The sequence below is a fragment of the Cupriavidus sp. MPR-AND1C genome, from assembly GCF_058809705.1.
Genome location: NZ_JBXASU010000007.1, coordinates 98,186 through 115,978 on the forward strand (window position 1 = coordinate 98,186; position 17,793 = coordinate 115,978).

A 17,793-nucleotide genomic window follows, 5' to 3' on the forward strand; every position below is an offset into this window, starting at 1 on the left:
TTTGTGACGCCAGAATCATTTGATGTAGTCGTAATCGGAGCCGGCCCGGCAGGTATGACTACCGCTACGGCTGCAGCGCAGGCGGGATTGAGCGTCGTGCTCTTGGACGAACAAGAGGCGGTCGGCGGTCAGATTTATCGTTCGATTACTCGCACCGACGATAAACGACTGACGCTGCTCGGTCCGGACTACGCGGCTGGGAAGGACATCGCGTTCGCATTTGAATCGAGCAATGTGCGCCATGAGCGTGGTGCACAGGTGTGGCAAGTCAATGCGGACAGAACCGTCGAATACCTGCAGAAGGAACAGACGAAATCGGTGACGGGCAAGCAGATTGTCGTCGCGACCGGCGCGATGGAGCGCCCCTTCCCGATTCCCGGGTGGTCGTTGCCCGGCGTAATGACCGCAGGTGCTGCTCAAATTCTGTTGAAAGCCTCCGGGACGGTTCCTCGGCAGCCGGTCGTATTGGCAGGTTGCGGGCCGCTTCTGTATCTGCTGGCTTCGCAGTACCTTCGGGCAAAGGCGCCCATCAAGGCGCTCGTCGAAACAACGACTCTCTCCGACAAGCGCCGAGCAGCGAAGCACGTAGTAGGTGCGTTGTTTGGTTGGAGAGACCTTGCGAAGGGCGTTGGCTTGCTGCGCGTGCTGCGCCAGGCTCGCGTGCCGGTGTATCACGGTGCAAAAGACCTTCGTGTCGATGGAGCATCCGTCGCAGAGGCGCTCTCGTTCACCGCAAACAATCAGAGCCATCGGGTTGATGCAAGCTTGATTCTTCTGCATCAGGGCGTCGTTCCGAACACCCAGGCTTCCTGGTCGATTCGAGCGGAGCATCGCTGGGACGATGTACAGCTTTGCTGGGTCCCCAAACGGAGCGATGTTTTCGAGCTCGACGTCCCCGAGTTCTTCGTCGTCGGGGATGGCGGTGGCATTGCCGGCGCCAAAGCTGCGGCGACCCAGGGAGAGATTTGCGGCCTCGAGATTGCGCGGCGCCACGGAAAGATTCGCGACACCGAGTTCTCGCGGCTTGCTGCAAAGTTGCGCGCGCGCCTTTCGCAGCAGCTTTCCATCCGGCCGTTCCTCGACTCGCTCTATCGACCGAGCGACGCGACTCGGGTGCCGACGGACGACGGCGTATTGGTGTGTCGATGCGAAGAGGTGACGGCTGGAGAAATCCGACGTTCCGTCGCTCTTGGATGCGTGGGGCCAAACCAGATTAAAGCGTTCAATCGTTGTGGGATGGGCCCCTGCCAAGGACGCATGTGCGGGCTAACGGTCGCAGAGGTCATCGCGGACGAGCGAAAGGTCTCTCCCGCAGAAGTCGGCTATTACCGCATTCGACCTCCAATCAAGCCAATCACACTGGGCCAGTTGGCCGGTATCTTCCATAACGTCGATTGAGGAAACACAGATGCAGACTGAAATTAAGCGGCACGTGACCAATGCCCGGATGAGCCGAGCGGTGGAGTTCGGCAACTTGGTGTTCGTGGGTGGTCAAACCTCCGATAACGACGATTCGGACATTCGAACCCAGACCCGAGGTGCGCTCGCAAAAATCGACAAGTATCTCGAGATGGTCGGCACGGACAAGTCGCGAATCCTTTCTGCCCAAATCTGGCTCTCCGACATCGACGCAGACTTCGACGCGATGAACGAAGTCTGGGACGCGTGGGTTGAGAAGGATTGCGGCCCGGCACGTGCGACTGTTGAAGCGAAACTCGCCGGCCCCTTGTTGCGAGTCGAGATTGCGGTCGTCGCGGCGAAATAAGGCGATGTGCATTCAGGCGGAATCCGGACGTCATCGCGGAAGTCCTGCTGAGGGCTGAGGGCGCTTGCGAGGGATGTGGGCAGGCGGCACCGTTTCAGCGCGCAGACGGAAGGCCGTACCTCGAGGTGCATCATCGCCAACGGTTGGCGGACGGCGGCGACGACAGCATCGAGAATGTGATGGCCTTATGTCCGAACTGTCATCGCGAACGGCACTTCGGCATCAACTGCACAACCAGTTGATGCTTAACGTACATCAGTGCCAGAGAGCAAGCACCAACTGGGAACTGCTCGACTCGCGTATGGGCTTCACTCTCGCGCCTATGTTGATGCACAGCCCGACATTGTGGAGGCGGCCACACTCTGACGGAGGGAGGTGACGATGCAATAACCGTCGTTGCGGAGTTCGACGACTCGCGCCTAAGGGGCGATGATGTCGAAATCCCGCCTAGCCTCCAGTGTTGTAATTCCCGCGCACAGCCTCTTTGAATCAAGCAAGCGCACACGCCGATGCTCAGCGGTGTTGTCTGGCCAGTTGGCGATTGCGGTCGAACGTACGGACGTAGCATGCTCTCGAGGATGGCGTACTGAGCTGTCAAGTCGGCGGGATTCGGATTGGGCCGGTCAAGACGAAGCAGACGGGAGCGAACACGAAATCAGATGACGCTTCTTGTAGCTGACGAGAGGTTGCCGGGCCAACTCCCTATTTATTTCCGCGCCTTGGTTCAGTTTGGGTTGCTCCTCCACGTACAGATTTGTTGCGATTTCCGGAGCAGTCTGCAACTTGGTTCTTGCCTTTTCAGGCTTTCGCGAAACGCCGACGTCGTCCAGCACCCGAAGCGCTTCGACCTCGGACATCCCTAACGCCATCATCAGTGACGACGACTGGAGATACCGTCGTTCGTCGAGTGTCTTGGCATCGAGCTCTGCATCCCAGAACGTCTCGTATTCATCGTCGCTCAGTTTGAAGGCGCAGAAATCCTTCCAGTTGAAGAATCCATAAATTTTGGCTAGAAGGTCCAGACAAAACGTATGTGTGACCAAATCTTGACCGATGCGTTTCCTCAACTTCTTTGCCTTCCCCTTAAACCAATCGATAGATGGGGCGAAGACTATCTCATCCTTGCTTTCATACATCGAGACTCTCCTAAGAAGTGCATATCACTAGCCGTGCGACATGGCTTCTGACGACGAAGCCCAACTCACTTTAGAACTGCCATTAAAGACTGGGTGGGCCATAAAGCCCCAACGAGAGCGGGCATCGCTCAATACTTCAGTTGCTCGTCTAGGGCGCTAAAGAGTGCGGCCAAGGCGTCGGTTCGTTCGAGGTCGTGCCAAGTGCGCAGCAACCTATGCGTCTGTGGTTCGTCCTTGGATTCGTGCGGAATACTCGAGCTCACGATTTGCATCCTGCAGGAGGTGCATTCGTGTGCCCTGAATGGCACGTCAGTCTTTGTCATACAATTGCCCGTTTTCACGGTTCGCAGTGTCACCGAGGGTCGTTGCGTGTCCGCATCTCCCCCTTTGGGAAACGGAGCAAGATATGCATCTTTGAGGTCCTCCAACCGGATGCAATGACTGAGCAGCGCGAAGTACCGCGCGGTCATCCAAGGATTGGTATGCTCAAGTAGCGCAGCAAGCGCTTGTTGCCGTCTCTCCCGAATCATCCCCATCGCTAGCTCCTCAATTCAATATGACGCACGCTTATGCCTAGGAGGCCACATAGCCCAATACTCCTCGACATAGTCAGCATAAACTTCAAAGTTAGCTTAGCTGGTTAGCGCAGAGAAATCAAAGAAAATTCGGGAGCAGAAAGTACCTCACAAACGAGTCGGTGAAGTCAATTCTGGCACGTAAATTGTCCTAATTATTTTATGTTATACATCGATTGAAATTGTGGGTGATGGTACGTATAGCGTGAATATATATCTATCGGATAAAGAATGTAAATTTCATGGTATAGCAATTATCATAAGGATAACGAATATAAAATTGTATTGGTCAGGTAGATAGTACCGTTGATGGAAATTCGTGCATCGGAGGCGAGTTGCAAGTCCTATAGCATCAAATGCTGAATTGACCTTCGTGAATGAAATCCTTGTCGATGACGCGGGAAGAGTTGCTTCACGTTGGATATGTCCAACATCACTCCGGAGTCGTCAGAGTGATAAAGATACGGTCTGAACTGAGTCGACCATACCCTTGAATAAGGACAGAGCTTTTGCTAGATTGGTGACAGGACGCAATGTCCATAGGTTGTTCTCGCATCCGAAGACGTGACTGCCCGTTATAAAGTAAGCCCGGTCTGGCTATTTATGAGAGGGGTACGTCGGAGAGAATGCGATGCAGCGTGAAGTCATGGAGTTGGATTTCCCCAAGAGGACAAGATTCGAACGGTTCTTCTCAGAACAATACTTCATAAGTGAGGTTCCGTCGTATCCTTGTCGCTGCTCAAGCAGCGCACGCTCGCACGGCTCGTTGCTGACATTCCCGCACGACTGCCCCGATTCAATCCAACATTCATCCATCATTCCTTTTGACGCTTGTGGATTTGCACTGATTCCATCGGATTCTCTCTGTTGGAGCGCTCCGGCTTCATCTACATGCGCACCGACCGGTTGTAGCGGACGACCCATCGCCTACGTCGAAGGAGTCAACCATGGCGTGGCTTGATTGCATCCAACACGAATTTCAGGAGGCGACGCTTGACGAGTGTGGTCGGCTGGTCTGGACGAAGTCGCCTGATAAGAAGCCTGTTGAGCGGCTACCACAAATCTTTTGGGCAGACCACAGTCCTTGGGATGAGGCAAACGCCTGGAGCACGGAAAGGACAGCCTCGTCTGCGGTCGACGCAGAAACCGTCAGGCGCGAAATGAAACACCTGTATCGATACGCGAACTGGCTTGAGAGCAAGGGACTTGATTGGCGGCACTTCCCTGTACGCCAGGCAGAACAGGTACTCCGAATATTCAGAAAACATCTGGTCGATGAGCGCAAAGCCGGCAGGCTACGGGGTAGTACGGTATCGAATTGCATGAATGCAGTTATCCGCTTCTATCGATTCGCAAACTTGCACAATCTTGTCGGCAATACTGTCCCAATGTGGCATGACCGCCACATCGCTATTCCGATTGCTGATTCGTGTGGTTTCAGGCGAGCCGTGCTTAGGATGAGTAGCGACCTGTCAATTCCCTATCGCAGAGTAGTGGGCGACCAACTCGAGGACGGTCTTTTACCCCTTCTTTCCGAGGACATGAATCGGCTGCTCAGGTACACCGCAGAGCATGAAACTGAGGAGCTGCATCTAATGCTTTGCCACGGGTTCTTCACCGGTGCACGAGTCGGTACGAACGTCACTTTGACCGTTACTGGGCTTGAAATTGCGCGAGAAGACCCGTTCATGCCTGGCGTATTCCTGCTTGCCGTTGGGCCGGGGACAGGGATAGCAACGAAGGGCTCGGTCTCAGGCAATCTCTGGGTGCCCAAAGTGGTTTTGGATGACCTGAAGCGGTATGCGACGTCGACGAAGCGTTTGATGAGGGAAACAAGGGCGCTTCCGAAGCATAAGAATTTACTTTTCCTGACGCGGAGCGGTCGGCCATACACCGTCGCAACCGTAGACCGACTCGTCCTTGATATGAGAGCACGTGCGGTCATGGCCGAAATGCGCTTCATGGAGCAATTTAAATTTCATCAGTCGCGGGCAACGTTTGGCACATGGTTTCTTGACATCCTGCTCAAGAGCGGCGCAAGCACGACTGAAGCAGTTGGTGTCCTTCGAGATGCCATGCTTCATAAGCACGAGCAGACAAGCCTTCGATACGTGAAGTTCCGCGAGAAAACCCGGGTGAAACAGGAGGTCTCAGCTGCATTCAGCGCAGCATTTACCGGAATCCGACGTAGGAATTGGAACCACGTTCAAGCGTAACGGCCTAGTCTATGCGAATCGATGAAGTGCTATTTGATTTTAGCTTTCCCAGTGTCCATTTTGGAGACCAGGAAACACCATGGAACCTGCATATCCTCCTCTATGAAGGTGGGGCGCAGGCGCGGACTGACTGTGTCGAGGAGATGATAGCCAGTGGAGCGCTTGGAAAGCCGAAACTTGAACGCTTGGAGCTAGTACGTGCATTACACGAGCAAATCAACTTAGAACTGGAGGGAGGAGGCTCGAGAGAATACGCTGACAAGCAGATTCTGAACTTGAGATATTTTTTCAGATTTGCCGAGAGCAAGCGTCATCCTTTGACCATGGAGGCGGTTACCGGAACCTTCTGCGCTTGGGCTGATTTGTTGCTGTACAGGACACGCAATGGAAGACGGCCTCCACCGGGCATACGCAACTCCGATAGCTATCGCATCTCGATGGGTACGGCATATGGATATGCCTCAGCAGTGGGAAATTTGCTGGATAAGATTTTCGACCGGCATACCTCCGCAATGGACCTAACGCGACTGGAGCGGAAAGGTCATCGAAAATCCGCAGTTGGCATCCGCGCTGAAAAGCAGAATCTGAGCGACACTTTTGCTTTTGGGCACTTGCTACAGGATATTTGCGATGGTCTGCCTCTTCAGACCGTTCTAAAGGCTCCCCTACCTGTCAAAATTGCGCTGAGGAGCGGGAAGTCGATAAAAAGAATGGGTCACTACACAGGTCTCCGCGAGATTGCGCAGGAGACAAGGCTAGGGGAGCGATACCCTCTTGCAAACTTGAGGATAGAAGCTGAACTACACATGTTCATCGGCCAGACGGGGATGAATTTGACTCCAGCCGTTGACCTCAAGCTACGTCGGTTCTCATACAGTAGCTACCTTAACGGTTATCAGGTGAAGGAATATAAAGCTCGGCGCGGGGGTGACGTCTTATTTGAAATATTCGCGGAGTACAGACCTCATTTTGAGCGCTATCTCGAGTGGCGAAGAAAAATTTTTCCTCGTTCAAAGCTTCTTTTCCCTTTTATTGGGATGAAGGGAAGCCGGCTAGGGGTGAGTTCCAGCGGACACCGTCTACGGAAAATCTGCAGGGAGCAGGGAATTGCCTTTGTCTCGCCACTCATATTGCGGAACACTCGAATCAACTGGCTGCTTCGTGAGACTGCCAATCCGGAGCTAACCGCAGAAATGGCGCAGCATTTGAAGGGGACCTTGCTTAGCGTCTACAAACGGCCAAGCGTTCAGACGGCCATCGTTGAGTCGGCAAAGTTTTGGTCGAAAAACGACCCACATTCGGCCCGTACGCAGGCAGTGGCTCCAGGTGGTTGTACGGGCAAACCTAAAGAGATTGAGAGCATTCCAAGAGGGGCGCCGCGACCGGACTGCGATAAGGCGTCTGGATGCCTATGGTGCGTAAACCATCGGGATGTGGATTCGTTTGAGTACGTTTGGTCGCTAGCATCGTTCGGACAACTAAAGCTAATTGAGCTTAGCAAGGCGAGATTGCCCCACGCGGATGAGCCTGAACCCCCGTCTAAGTTAGCTCGAGACAGAATTCTGGAGAAGTTGAGGTGGTTTGAACGGTCAAACGATGCGAGGCGGAGTTGGGTGCACGAAGCACAAGAGCGTATCAATGAGGGTGATTATCACCCGGACTGGCGGCAGGTGCTGCTTGAATTGGAGGGGATGGAATGAATATGCTCGTCACCCAACTTGCTTTGAAAATATCTGGCGACCCTATCTCGCCCGACTGGGCTTGCTATCGTCCACCGCACTGGCCACCACCGGACGATTGGGTAGTCAGCGTAGACTTGAATGGGATACCTGTATCACGATGGCGCGAGCCGAGTTGGGACTACTCTGTACAAGTAGGAAGAAGCTTCGTACTCAAATTTACTGGAGGGCACCATCCTAAAGTACCACCATTGGGCTCAAAAAATGAACAATTGCTGAGGCTGGCGACTACCTGGATAATGTGGGGAAGCCGCGGTAGCCAAAGTTGGAGCTCAATTGATGTCGCGTTCAGTTCTGTGCGTCGCATTGTCGTTCTTTGCGAGCATGAAGGCATTACGGCGGACCAGCTAAGCAAATTCCCTCGATTGTTTCCGAAGGTCATCGGATTATTCCCGAGCAAACATCACAAGAAGCGTGTCCTTGTCCTTCTCGACCGACTTTTTAGAGCGCGAGAAGAGATTGGATTTGTTATATTCGATGAGATAGCGCTTCGTTACTTTTCGCGACATATCAGTGAGTCCGCAGATGACGAGCACGTCCAAACCGCCTACATACCACCTCGAATATGGGTTTACCAAGTTCAGCGACTAAGACTATTTCTCGATGATTTTATCGCACATAAGCGAAAAATAGAGGCCTGCTTTGAATTTTGCGTAAAGGCCTACGAACACAACTTCGGTTCGCTTGAGAATGCAGTCTCAATGGTCAGTCCATCAGATACATACCTTCCTTTTACGAAGCAGAAAAAAGGAGCAGGAAAGTGGACTAAGCGAGAAAGCTATGGTCGCTTCGAAACAACCGCAGAGAACTATGGCATCGCTCCGCTCCTTAAGCGATGGGTAGGTTCGGGGGATAACGAGGACATTGACGTAAGGTCTCTGTCGACATATTTTACGTTGGTTCAAAACGTGGGTCTTGCGTACGTTTTGAACTTTACGTTTCAACGGCTTGAAGAGGCGGCCGGATTGAGGTCGGATTGCTTGCTGTGGGAGGAGAACTCGGTCTTGGGGCGATATTTGATTGTTCGAGGTGAGACCACCAAGACCGACCCCGATAGCGACGCGTGGTGGCCGACAAGTCCCCACGTCGAGGTGGCGATAGAGGCGATTTCGACGGTCGCCAGAATGCGTGTGCGATGCGCTGAAGCAAACCCAGCTGCCTCATGTAGTGACGACGACAAAGCTAACCCATACCTATTCCACGGTTCTTTTGAGCCTTGGTCAACCTCAAGGCGCAACAAACCGTACGCTGTGCGACCGGTTCCTCAATCCTATCAAAGTGTTATCAAAGGATGTCCAGCCTTGTTTGACGACGAAGAGCTGAGGATTACAGAAGAGGATATGAGAATAGCAAAAATGTTTACTCCAAACTTGGAAAAAATGGGGAAATTCACCATTGGTGAAAAATGGCCATTAGCTTGGCACTGTCTCCGCAGGACCGGAGCAGTCAATATGTTCGCGAGTGGACTACTTAGCAACACTTCCATCCAGGTGATTCTGAAACATCTCACTGTGCTTCAAACTCAATACTACGGCGCTAACTACAGCCGCATGCGCCTCAATGGCGAATATGAACAGCTGACTATTGCTGCCCGTTATGAGGTGGTTGCAAAGCAGATTCAAGCTCTAACCAGCGACCGATATGTCTCACCTTTAGGCATGCAGCGAAAGCAAGAGATTGTAGAGCTCGTCAAAGTCAACGAATTCCGCGCTCTTGTAAAGGCTGCTCGCAAGGGAGAAGTGACGTTTCGTGCAACTCGACTTGGAGGGTGCGCAAAGAGAGGCGACTGTGAGTACGGAGGGATTGAATCTGTGTCACCGTGTGCAGGAGGCGATGGAAGGAAGCCTTGCAGGGAGGCATTGTTTGATAGTGAGAAGCGGGAATCTGTGAAGCGTCAGCTTGCCGCCCTCGAACGTGAAATTGAACAAGCTAAGCCGGGCAGTCCAAGAGTACGGAAGCTCGAAATCGAAGCGAACGGCCTGAGGAACTTTCTAAATGTCATCGACGAGTGAAACCGCAGAAGAACGATTCCGTCAAGCCTTTGAACGTCTGAGAGACGGTCATCCTCGGCTGCTTCCGCGCGGCACCGTCGTTAGTCAGAACAATGTGGCTAGGGAGGCTGGTGCTGACCCTTCGGCTCTGAAAAAGAGTCGCTATCCGGTTTTGGTTCGCGAAATTCAGACGTGGGTGGAGATTCATGACCAACTTCGGGAGGTAAAGGCGGAACGCCAACGTCGACGGCGCGAGCGAGAAACCCTTGAAAGCAAAGTCAAGCGGCTCACGATGGAGCGAGATAGTGCGCAATCAAAGCTGGAGAATGCACATCGCGCGGTGCTCGAACTCTTGCAAGAGAATGCGCTGTTGCGAGTCCAAGTTGACGAGTTGCAGCCTCCGCCGACGCCCTTGAGAAGGTAATGCGGTGCATCGCTGTAAGTAGTGTGGGTGTAGCCATTGCAAGCGCAGCGGAGATTGATTCAAACCCAGCGTCGCATCCCGAATCGCGTGACGAGCGCGATTCGCATCGCCTCGAAATCATCAGCACCTAGCCCAATCATGGACATGGACACGACAAAGGACGCCTTTGGTGAGCCATAGGTATGGACATGCTTGCGGGCCAATAAAGTGCTACGAATTCAATGGGTTACGCGATGTCCATGCCGACCTAACTCTGGGGTGCTGCGTAGGTGACTACGCCTGGGCGGAGGACGCTAGCTGGACGCACCGTTTTGCAAGGACATCAGTTGGGTCCACTAGTGCGACGCTCGCGCTTCCGACCGGGAAGCTGTCGGTCTGCGAGAAAACGAGCGGGAGTTCGGTGCAGCCGAGGATCTGGACTTGCGCACCCTTATTTTGGAGGTGCTCGATGGCTGCCCGAAGCGACGCTGCACAGTGCCCCTGCGTGTAGCCAGCCTTCACGCCTGTCGGGCCATAGATTGCCTCCATCACCATCGCCTGGAAGTCGGGCGACGGTGTGATCAGTTCTAGCTGCCCTGCGGCAGCATCGTGATATACCCGACTCTCCACCGTGCCCGACGTCGCAAGAAGTCCAACTTTCGTTCCCTTTCCATACTTGCCGACGATGTGTCCGATGGTTTCCGTCAGCATGTTGACGATCGGAATCGAGAGATGCGGCTGAATCCGCTCAACATACGCATGGGCGGTATTGCAGGGGATCGCAATGGCGTTTGCCCCCTCAGATTCCAGACGTTTGCAGGTTGCGTAGAGTGCAACTGTCGGGTCCGCTTCGTGGCGCAGCAGATTTGCCGTGCGATCCGGGATTTGCGGATTCTGCTCCACGACCATCTTAATGTGATCCTGGTCCTTGGACGCGAGATTGGGTCGCCAGTGATCGGGAAGTTCTCCAGTGCCCTCAGCGTATGAATGCCGTAGTACGCGTCTGCCGGCACCTCGCGGTAGCCAAGCAAGTCATGCTCGCGCCGCGTTCCCTTGAAATCTTGTTGAATAGCCATCGCATTCCTCATCAGTGCGCCTTGTTTGCCAACCGGATTCTAGGAGCGCAATGGAATCCACTTTATGAGGATGTAAATTGAAACTATTCCATACCAGAATAGTTTTGCTTGGAGCGCCACATAGCGCACTTTATGCTGTACTTTGATGATCAGGATTCGCTTATTTCTTGCGTTTTCGGTCCATACATGGGGTTTACGTGGGCGTTCGGCTGCCCACTTGGGTACGTGTGACCCTCAGCGGCAAAGAGGTGCCAAATGCAACTGAAGTGGATCGAAGATCTTTTGGCGATCGAACAGACGCACAGCTTCTCCCGGGCCTCAGAGCTCCGATTTGTTACGCAATCAGCACTTTCTCGACGCGTAAAGTCGCTGGAAGATTGGGTTGGCGTCGAATTGGTAGACCGAGGCACCTACCCGGTCGAATTGACGCCTGCTGGCCGCAGGTTCTGCGAGCAAAGCAAAGAATCCGTCGGTGCCATTACGGAACTGCGTTCGGAACTGCGCCAGGAGGCAAAGATGCCAGGCCGTTCCATCCAGATCGCCGCCGGCCATACGCTCTCGTTGACGTTCTTGCCAAGGTGGTTGAAGCAGTTCCACCAACAAACCGGTGATTTCAATGCGCGAGTCGTCGCAGCGAACGTTCACGATGCCGTCGTCGCATTGGCTGAAGGCAGTTGCGACTTGATGATCGGCTATCACCATCCACTCGTGCCGATCCTGCTCGACCGCGACAAGTTCGCCGGCATCACGTTAGGCCATGAGGATTTCATCCCTGTATCTGCGCCAGACGACCGCGGCAAACCGATCTTTTCGCTGCCGGGCACGACCGACGCTCCGCTCCCGTACCTCGCGTACACGGCCACGACATTCATGGGACGCGTTGTCGATATGATCTTGAACAGCGCCGACGCACCGTACCATCTGCGTAGCTGCTACGAGGCGGACATGGCGATGTTGCTGATGAAGATGGTGGTCGAGCGATACGGCGTTGCGTGGTTACCGGTAAGCGCGGTTGCGGAGGAGATCGCAGCGGGACGCCTCGTCCAGGCGGGCCACGACACCTGGACTGCTCAATTGGAAATCAGGTGCTACCGGGCGATTGCCAACGCCAACCCTACGCTGCAAGACCTGTGGCAGTCATTGGACAATACTTCATCGTGTGAACACGTCGAAGATGATGCTCCAGTCTGAACAAGCGGCGAAGGGAAGGGGAGTCGCTGGGACCTGTTGGCAGAATGCGGGGAAGCAATGACCGCGGAATGGTTGCAAGGGTCATCCGTCGACACAGAACTAGAAAGGCCTACAGAATGCGCGCGTTCGAGATCGAGATCTCAAAGCCAACGAATGCTGACAGCTTCGAAAACATGTGCACGGATGTCTACGGTGTCGTGTTCGACGATCCGACTCCAAAGAGGAACGGCAGATCAGGGCAGAAGCAGGGCGGTGTAGACATTTTCGTTACATCAAGAGCCGGTCGAATTGGCATCCAGTGCAAGCGGTATGTCGATGGCGGGGTGACCACCAAGACAATTGATGATGAGGTTGCCGCGGCCGACGCGGCGGGTTGGAAGATTGTCCGCCTCATAATTGCCACGACAGCTGCAAGCGACACGGCGCTCGTCAAGCACGCACAGGAAGTCAGCGACCTTCGGCAGGCCAATGGCCAATTCTTGGTCGAAGTGGAATCGTGGACCGAGATATGCAACCACATCCAACGATACGACGCATTGCATCCGAAATACTCCCCAAACAGCGCGGGCGGTGCCATTGCGGTGCTACGTGAGCAGGGAGAAAGGACTGGGGCGCAGATCGCTGCCATGCCTGCGACGATGGAAGCAACATTCAAGGCGGCACTATTGCAGATGTTGCCTACAGGTCGGACAGATTCACCGAATGGGCTTGTGACGAGGCAGCTTGACAAGGTGAACGACCTGCTGCGCGGCCTGAAATTTCAGGCTGCGCAGGAGTTGCTTGCCACTCTCGAAACCGAGATCGCGAGCTTCGACAGACATCAGAAGGCGCGCTGGACTCTTCAGAATGGCATTGCACACTGGCAACAGAATCGTGAGGAGGTCGCTGCTGAGTGGTTTCTACGTGCCTATGACCTGTTTTGGGATGACGAGCGCATCGCCGCTAACAAAATCCGAGCGCATATCATCCAGGGAGACCTCAAGCTTGCCAACGCTGAAGGGGCACGCCTGCTAGGCCTATTCCCGCTTTCGCTCCATGTTTGGCTAGCGGCTACCAATGCTCGAATCTGCGAGAACGAGGACTTGACGGAAGCCGAATTGCCGGCGCGCTTCAGAGAAGAAGCAGATGCGCTGCAAATGATGGCCTACGCCTTTTATCGGCAACAGAGCGACTTGGCGGTAACCTACGCACGGCGAGCTTTACGCGCAAAGGATGCAGGCCTTTTCACCCGCAAAGGGGCCGCAGGCATCATCGTTAGCGTCGCAGGAAAGGACGGGATTTCCGCGGACTTCGACGCCTACGCCGAAGATTTGCGTGAGGGTCTCGATGAGGTAATCGCCGCGTTCGAGCCTGCGGCAACAGAACTATGGCGGATCGAAAATAGCCAGCACAGGGCCGAAGCTGCCTCGCACGTGGCGCTTGCCCACATGCTAACCGGCAAGCCTGGCGTGGCGCTCGCCATATGCGAGCGAATCGAAACGGAAATTCCTGAGTATGCCGATAACGTGGCCGCCCTACACATCGGATCCTTGCTCTTCCTCCGCCGGCACGAGGATCTTGTTAAATTTTCCATAGCCCACCTCAATGCGCTGGACGAAGACGGATTGCTCCTTGCGGCCGAAACGGCCGCAAACCGAGGCGAGTCCGAGGCATTTGCTCGCATCACTCACGCATTGCGCGAGCATGCGCCGGACGAGAAACCGGTTGTCAAGCTGCTTGAAATGGTGTGCGCGTGCAACTCCGGCCAATCCGAAAAGGTGGTCAAGGAAGTCAGTGAGACGCCCGCTGATGGCCTTGATCTGATTACACTCAGCGCCTTTGCGGGGCTGATGCTCAATGCCGGCCGTGACAGCGAAGCGCTCCGGTTTGTCGAGGTCATAAAGAAGCGAGTCTCCACCCATTCGAGTTCGCGCGAGCGTCTGATCGTCGCGGATATTTTGATTCGCGCCGATCAGTTCTCCGACGCCGTCGGCCTCTTGGAGTCGGTGGACCCCAGCGGCCGCAGCCTACCAATTCAGACGCGACGACTGCGTGCCCTATTGTTTGGTGGGTACCGGCGAAAGTCAAAAGACCTCCTGGAAAAAGTGCCACCCGAATGGCTTTCAGATGACGCCTTCCGCCGCCTAGCGATGGGCGTCGCACAAGAAGCCAATGACTGGAGCCAGCTCGAACTGCTTGCGAGACTGCATCGCGAGGCCCATCCAGAGCGGGCGGAAGCATGGGTCTTTTGGTACCAAGTTGTTCTTCATACCAGACCACCCGCACAAATCCGAAACGCCTTCAGCGAGGCGCCCGAGCGTCTTACGGGGACCCTGAAGCAGATCGCGCACTTGGCGGCGGCAGAGTTGCAGTATGGCAAGCCAGAGGTCGGGTACGCGCGGCTTTATCGCATGTTCCGCTCGAACATGGACGACGTCAGTGCCGCCTCCTCCTATCTAATGGGAGTTTTGATCGGTCACCGAGCCAGACACGGTAGAACACACTTTCCGGAGGTGAGGCCTGGCTCCATGGTGACGCTTGAGGGCGCGGACAGGAGCATCGTAAAAATCGTGATCGATCCTGCAGGCATGACGGATCTGCCGAAATCTGCGAGATTCCTTGCTGCGGACAGCCCGCTGGCGAAAACGATGCTAGGACTGGCATGCGGCGACACCGTTGACATCGAGGGAACGTTCGATGTTCGCAATTTCACGATTCGTGAGATCAGTGATGCTCATCAAGGACTGGGCGAGTACGCGCACGAACTCTTGTCGAAATCGCTAGAACCCGCGCCTGGTCTGCAGCTCTTCAGCCTGACCGAGAAAGAGGATGGGAACCTGGATGTCTCGCCCATCCATGACCGACTCAAGGCGCAAACGCAACGTAGCAAATCGGTAATGGAGCAATACGCCGAGAGCAAGCTTCCGCTTGGCTTGTGTGCGCAAATGCTCGGCGCCGACGGCATGCAAATGGTCTTCAGTTGGGACCAGCGCAACCCTCCGCTCGCAAGTGGTGTCACCACAGCGCCAGAGCTTGAGGCCGCAAGTGCATTGTTGCTCGACCAATCGTTCCCCGTTGTGATGGACGCGCTCACGCTGGCTGAACTTGTCCGCTTTGGACAGGGTGATCTTCTCTCAGTGTTGCCACGGGTGTATGTTTGCCGGGGGACCTACGATCGATTCAAACAAGCGGAAGTCGAGGCGTTGGATTCTCGCGCAGAGGGACATGCGGCCGATATAGATGGGCAGTTCGCATTCTTGCCTATCACGGAAGAGGCTCGCAAGTGGAAGGCAAGCCAATATACCGAAGCATTGAGGCTAATGGACGAACACTGCGAAGTTTGCCCGGTGTATGGGCCGGAGCAAATGCCTCACGAACTCATCCTTCTAAAGGATCTTCTCGATACAGATACCTATGACGCGCTCGCGTTGTGCCTCGAAAAGGGGGCAGCCTTGTTCTCGGTGGATGAACGCCTTAGGAACTGGGTCTATGGAGTGTTTGGTATCAAGGGTGTGTTCCCCTATCTCGTGGCGATGAAGGGCTTGCAGGACGGCAAGATCTCACGTGGTGATCACGCAGAGTTCGCCCTCAACTCGGCGCTGCACAATCGCACCGTTTTCGCCCTTCATGCAGATGACGTCTTTTGGGGACTCCAGCAGCCGCAGATGGCGGCGCGGACGCTTGAATTTGTTGCCACCCACCTCGCAACCGCGCTCAATCGCCGGTACGCGATCGGCCTAGCGCGCGACCTGATTCAAGGAATGCCAAACGTGTCCATGCAGTACGGCGCAGTTGTAGAGTTCGTGAAATTTATCGCCAATGGCTTGTTTCGCAGAAAGGATAACGTCACAGGAATGCGCGAGGGCTTTGCCCGATGGTTGCGGCAAGTAGCGGACATGTTGTTTGCTTATACCTCGCCGTATCCCGCTACACGAGAGATTCCCAGGGAAGACAAGGCTGAATTTCTCAACGTGCTGGAGCATGGCTTAGAAACGGGAATTGCATTGGCCGGGGAGGGCGGCGCGATAGAGCCGCCCGCGATCGGAGCGCTCTATTGCAGAACCGGCTTCGTCGTTCATCAGCCAAATGCGAAAGCGCTCACAAACGTCACGGTGTCACCGGCAACGGCAAGCTAATAGGACGGCGACGGGTCAACGCGTAGGGCAGGGCAGGCCAGCTTTCGTCGCATCACCTATACGTTGCGCATGAATGACGCACGTGCATTTGGCAATCCGCTGATATCGTGGCAGCAATGCGTGGCTAGTAGTCAATCATAAGCGTTCTGCTCGCGTCCACCGACGCTTTGCCGTGACCGCCAGGCAATTGGCTGCCTTGGCAGTGCGGCCCATCTTCAGGCTATCGGCGGCAGTTGGAATCTGCCCCCGTCTGCGAGATAGATGAAGCCCTGCTTCGCGATGGCATAATGGAAGCAGGCCTAGCCTACGAGGCCACCCCAATGTCTCATTGGTGGCCGCCAAAAGCCCGCGCAAGCGGGCTTTTGTTCGTCTCTATGGCTCAGAATTGCGCTGAAGGCGAACCTGAGCACTCGAGCGTGGCGCGATGTGTGAACGAGAAATAGCAGTTAGAGGATTTTCAGATTCAGCGCTAGTTGGCGGCGGCACAACACTCCACAGGCTCGTATAGCCGGTAACCCAGCCAGTGACAACGATGCCGAGACTATTCGCGTATCCATATGCCGAATGGTGGTGCCCTGGGCGGGTGCAGCGGTGCCGATATGCCGTAAGCTAAGCACTCATCCTTGGGATTGCGTAGACATTTTGCCGAGAATCTACGTTCATTCGACGATACGTGACCCTCAACCAATGGGGAGTTGCCTTCCTAAAACGGGCAGCTTCATCCGGATTTTTGTGTTCGATCCTGTCGGCAACGAGGTTCACGGCGTTTTTTACTATTCCATAGATTGAGTCCCGGCCTAAAGGAACAGCTTGCTCGTCTCCGTGGAGCCGGGATACCAAGGGCGTTGCTGACGGAGGAGGAGGAATGTGGATACCACGTGCCGCCAAGTATCTGTAAATGGCATACTTGGCCGAAGGATTCAGGACAATCTTCCTTGCCTGCTGCCCGCTCGCGTTCCTTAAAGAAAGCGACCACGTTTCATCTCCGGAGCTTGGTGACTTGTAGCAAAACAAATCGGACAGGCGGATACAGGCCAACTCCTCCCCGCGGATGCCAGTGTTTCCCATGAACCGAATTACGAAGAGCATCCGCTCGGCCTCGTCATGCGCTGGATGTCCGACTGGAAACTTCTCGCACTCTAACTCGAGCTCTCGGAGTAATCGAACAAACGACAAAAGGGGCAGGGATCTCGAGGGCTTTGTGGATCCCATGGCACTTTTCTTCCGACGGATTCGTCGCTCGCGGAAGAGGTTATATTGGATGTGCCGGAAATCGACCAGAAACGAAAATAAACTTTCCAAGACGCGAAATGCGAATGAGCAGCTCGCGTCCGACAAAGCTCCCTCGAACGGCCGCCAATCTCCGGCAGTACGACGCCGATTGCGCATTCCGCACCAGGAGTCTGGAGGATCCCGGAGAAATGCATCATAGAAGTCTAGGTCTGACGGGGTGATTTCGGCCAACAGCTTTCGATCGATGAAGAGCGCCCAGCAGTAAAACCTATGGACTTCCTTCTCATAGGCACGCTCCGTAGCATGGGTAGCAAATCCAGACAGCCACTGCAGTACAGTCCCCAGCTCCTGAT

10 protein-coding genes and 1 pseudogene are annotated in these 17,793 nt (G+C 54.8%); 9 read left to right on the forward strand and 2 right to left on the reverse strand.

What is annotated here, in order from left to right; genetic code table 11:
- Positions 1–3: 3 nt before the first annotated feature.
- The 3 genes from AC1RWI_RS06785 to AC1RWI_RS06795 are packed head-to-tail and all read left to right on the forward strand — an operon-like array spanning position 4 to position 2,007.
- Complete coding sequence (locus AC1RWI_RS06785) at positions 4–1,398, forward strand: FAD/NAD(P)-dependent oxidoreductase (RefSeq protein ID WP_043355236.1); 1,395 nt, start codon at positions 4–6, stop codon at positions 1,396–1,398.
- A 10-nt stretch (positions 1,399–1,408) separates the two neighbouring features.
- Positions 1,409–1,765 carry a RidA family protein gene (locus AC1RWI_RS06790; RefSeq protein ID WP_043355234.1) on the forward strand — a complete coding sequence of 119 codons (357 nt, stop codon included), beginning with the start codon at positions 1,409–1,411 and terminating at the stop codon, positions 1,763–1,765.
- A 47-nt stretch (positions 1,766–1,812) separates the two neighbouring features.
- Positions 1,813–2,007: an HNH endonuclease signature motif containing protein gene (locus AC1RWI_RS06795; RefSeq protein ID WP_233474040.1), complete on the forward strand. Its 195-nt coding sequence runs from the start codon at positions 1,813–1,815 to the stop codon at positions 2,005–2,007.
- A gap of 381 nt (positions 2,008–2,388) precedes the next feature.
- Here the strand turns inward: AC1RWI_RS06795 and AC1RWI_RS06800 are convergent, their stop codons facing one another.
- Positions 2,389–2,901 carry a hypothetical protein gene (locus AC1RWI_RS06800; RefSeq protein ID WP_043355233.1) on the reverse strand — a complete coding sequence of 171 codons (513 nt, stop codon included), beginning with the start codon at positions 2,899–2,901 and terminating at the stop codon, positions 2,389–2,391.
- Between the two features lie 1,522 nt (positions 2,902–4,423).
- Here AC1RWI_RS06800 and AC1RWI_RS06805 point away from each other — a divergent pair.
- Genes AC1RWI_RS06805 through AC1RWI_RS06820 form a run of 4 tightly spaced genes read left to right on the forward strand, consistent with a single transcriptional unit; the run spans position 4,424 to position 9,846 of the window.
- Positions 4,424–5,692 (forward strand): site-specific integrase, encoded by a 1,269-nt coding sequence (locus AC1RWI_RS06805; RefSeq protein ID WP_043355229.1) that lies wholly within the window; start codon positions 4,424–4,426, stop codon positions 5,690–5,692.
- Between the two features lie 11 nt (positions 5,693–5,703).
- Positions 5,704–7,392 (forward strand): site-specific integrase, encoded by a 1,689-nt coding sequence (locus AC1RWI_RS06810; RefSeq protein WP_124684266.1) that lies wholly within the window; start codon positions 5,704–5,706, stop codon positions 7,390–7,392.
- Positions 7,389–9,443, forward strand: a complete 2,055-nt coding sequence (locus AC1RWI_RS06815) for a hypothetical protein (RefSeq protein WP_144409990.1) — start codon at positions 7,389–7,391, stop codon at positions 9,441–9,443. The genes AC1RWI_RS06810 and AC1RWI_RS06815 overlap by 4 nt, the downstream gene beginning before the upstream one ends.
- Positions 9,427–9,846, forward strand: a complete 420-nt coding sequence (locus tag AC1RWI_RS06820; protein WP_082055149.1) for a hypothetical protein — start codon at positions 9,427–9,429, stop codon at positions 9,844–9,846. The genes AC1RWI_RS06815 and AC1RWI_RS06820 overlap by 17 nt, the downstream gene beginning before the upstream one ends.
- 273 nt (positions 9,847–10,119) lie before the next feature.
- Here the strand turns inward: AC1RWI_RS06820 and AC1RWI_RS06825 are convergent.
- Positions 10,120–10,746 (reverse strand): annotated as a pseudogene (locus AC1RWI_RS06825) (aspartate/glutamate racemase family protein); the annotation flags it as partial.
- Positions 10,747–11,156: 410 nt separating this feature from the next.
- Between AC1RWI_RS06825 and AC1RWI_RS06830 the strand changes: the two are divergent.
- Both AC1RWI_RS06830 and AC1RWI_RS06835 read left to right on the forward strand, forming a co-directional pair.
- Positions 11,157–12,092 (forward strand): LysR substrate-binding domain-containing protein, encoded by a 936-nt coding sequence (locus AC1RWI_RS06830; RefSeq protein ID WP_052495059.1) that lies wholly within the window; start codon positions 11,157–11,159, stop codon positions 12,090–12,092.
- Between the two features lie 116 nt (positions 12,093–12,208).
- Positions 12,209–16,207, forward strand: a complete 3,999-nt coding sequence (locus AC1RWI_RS06835; RefSeq protein WP_043355224.1) for a PIN domain-containing protein — start codon at positions 12,209–12,211, stop codon at positions 16,205–16,207.
- Positions 16,208–17,793 lie beyond the last annotated feature (1,586 nt).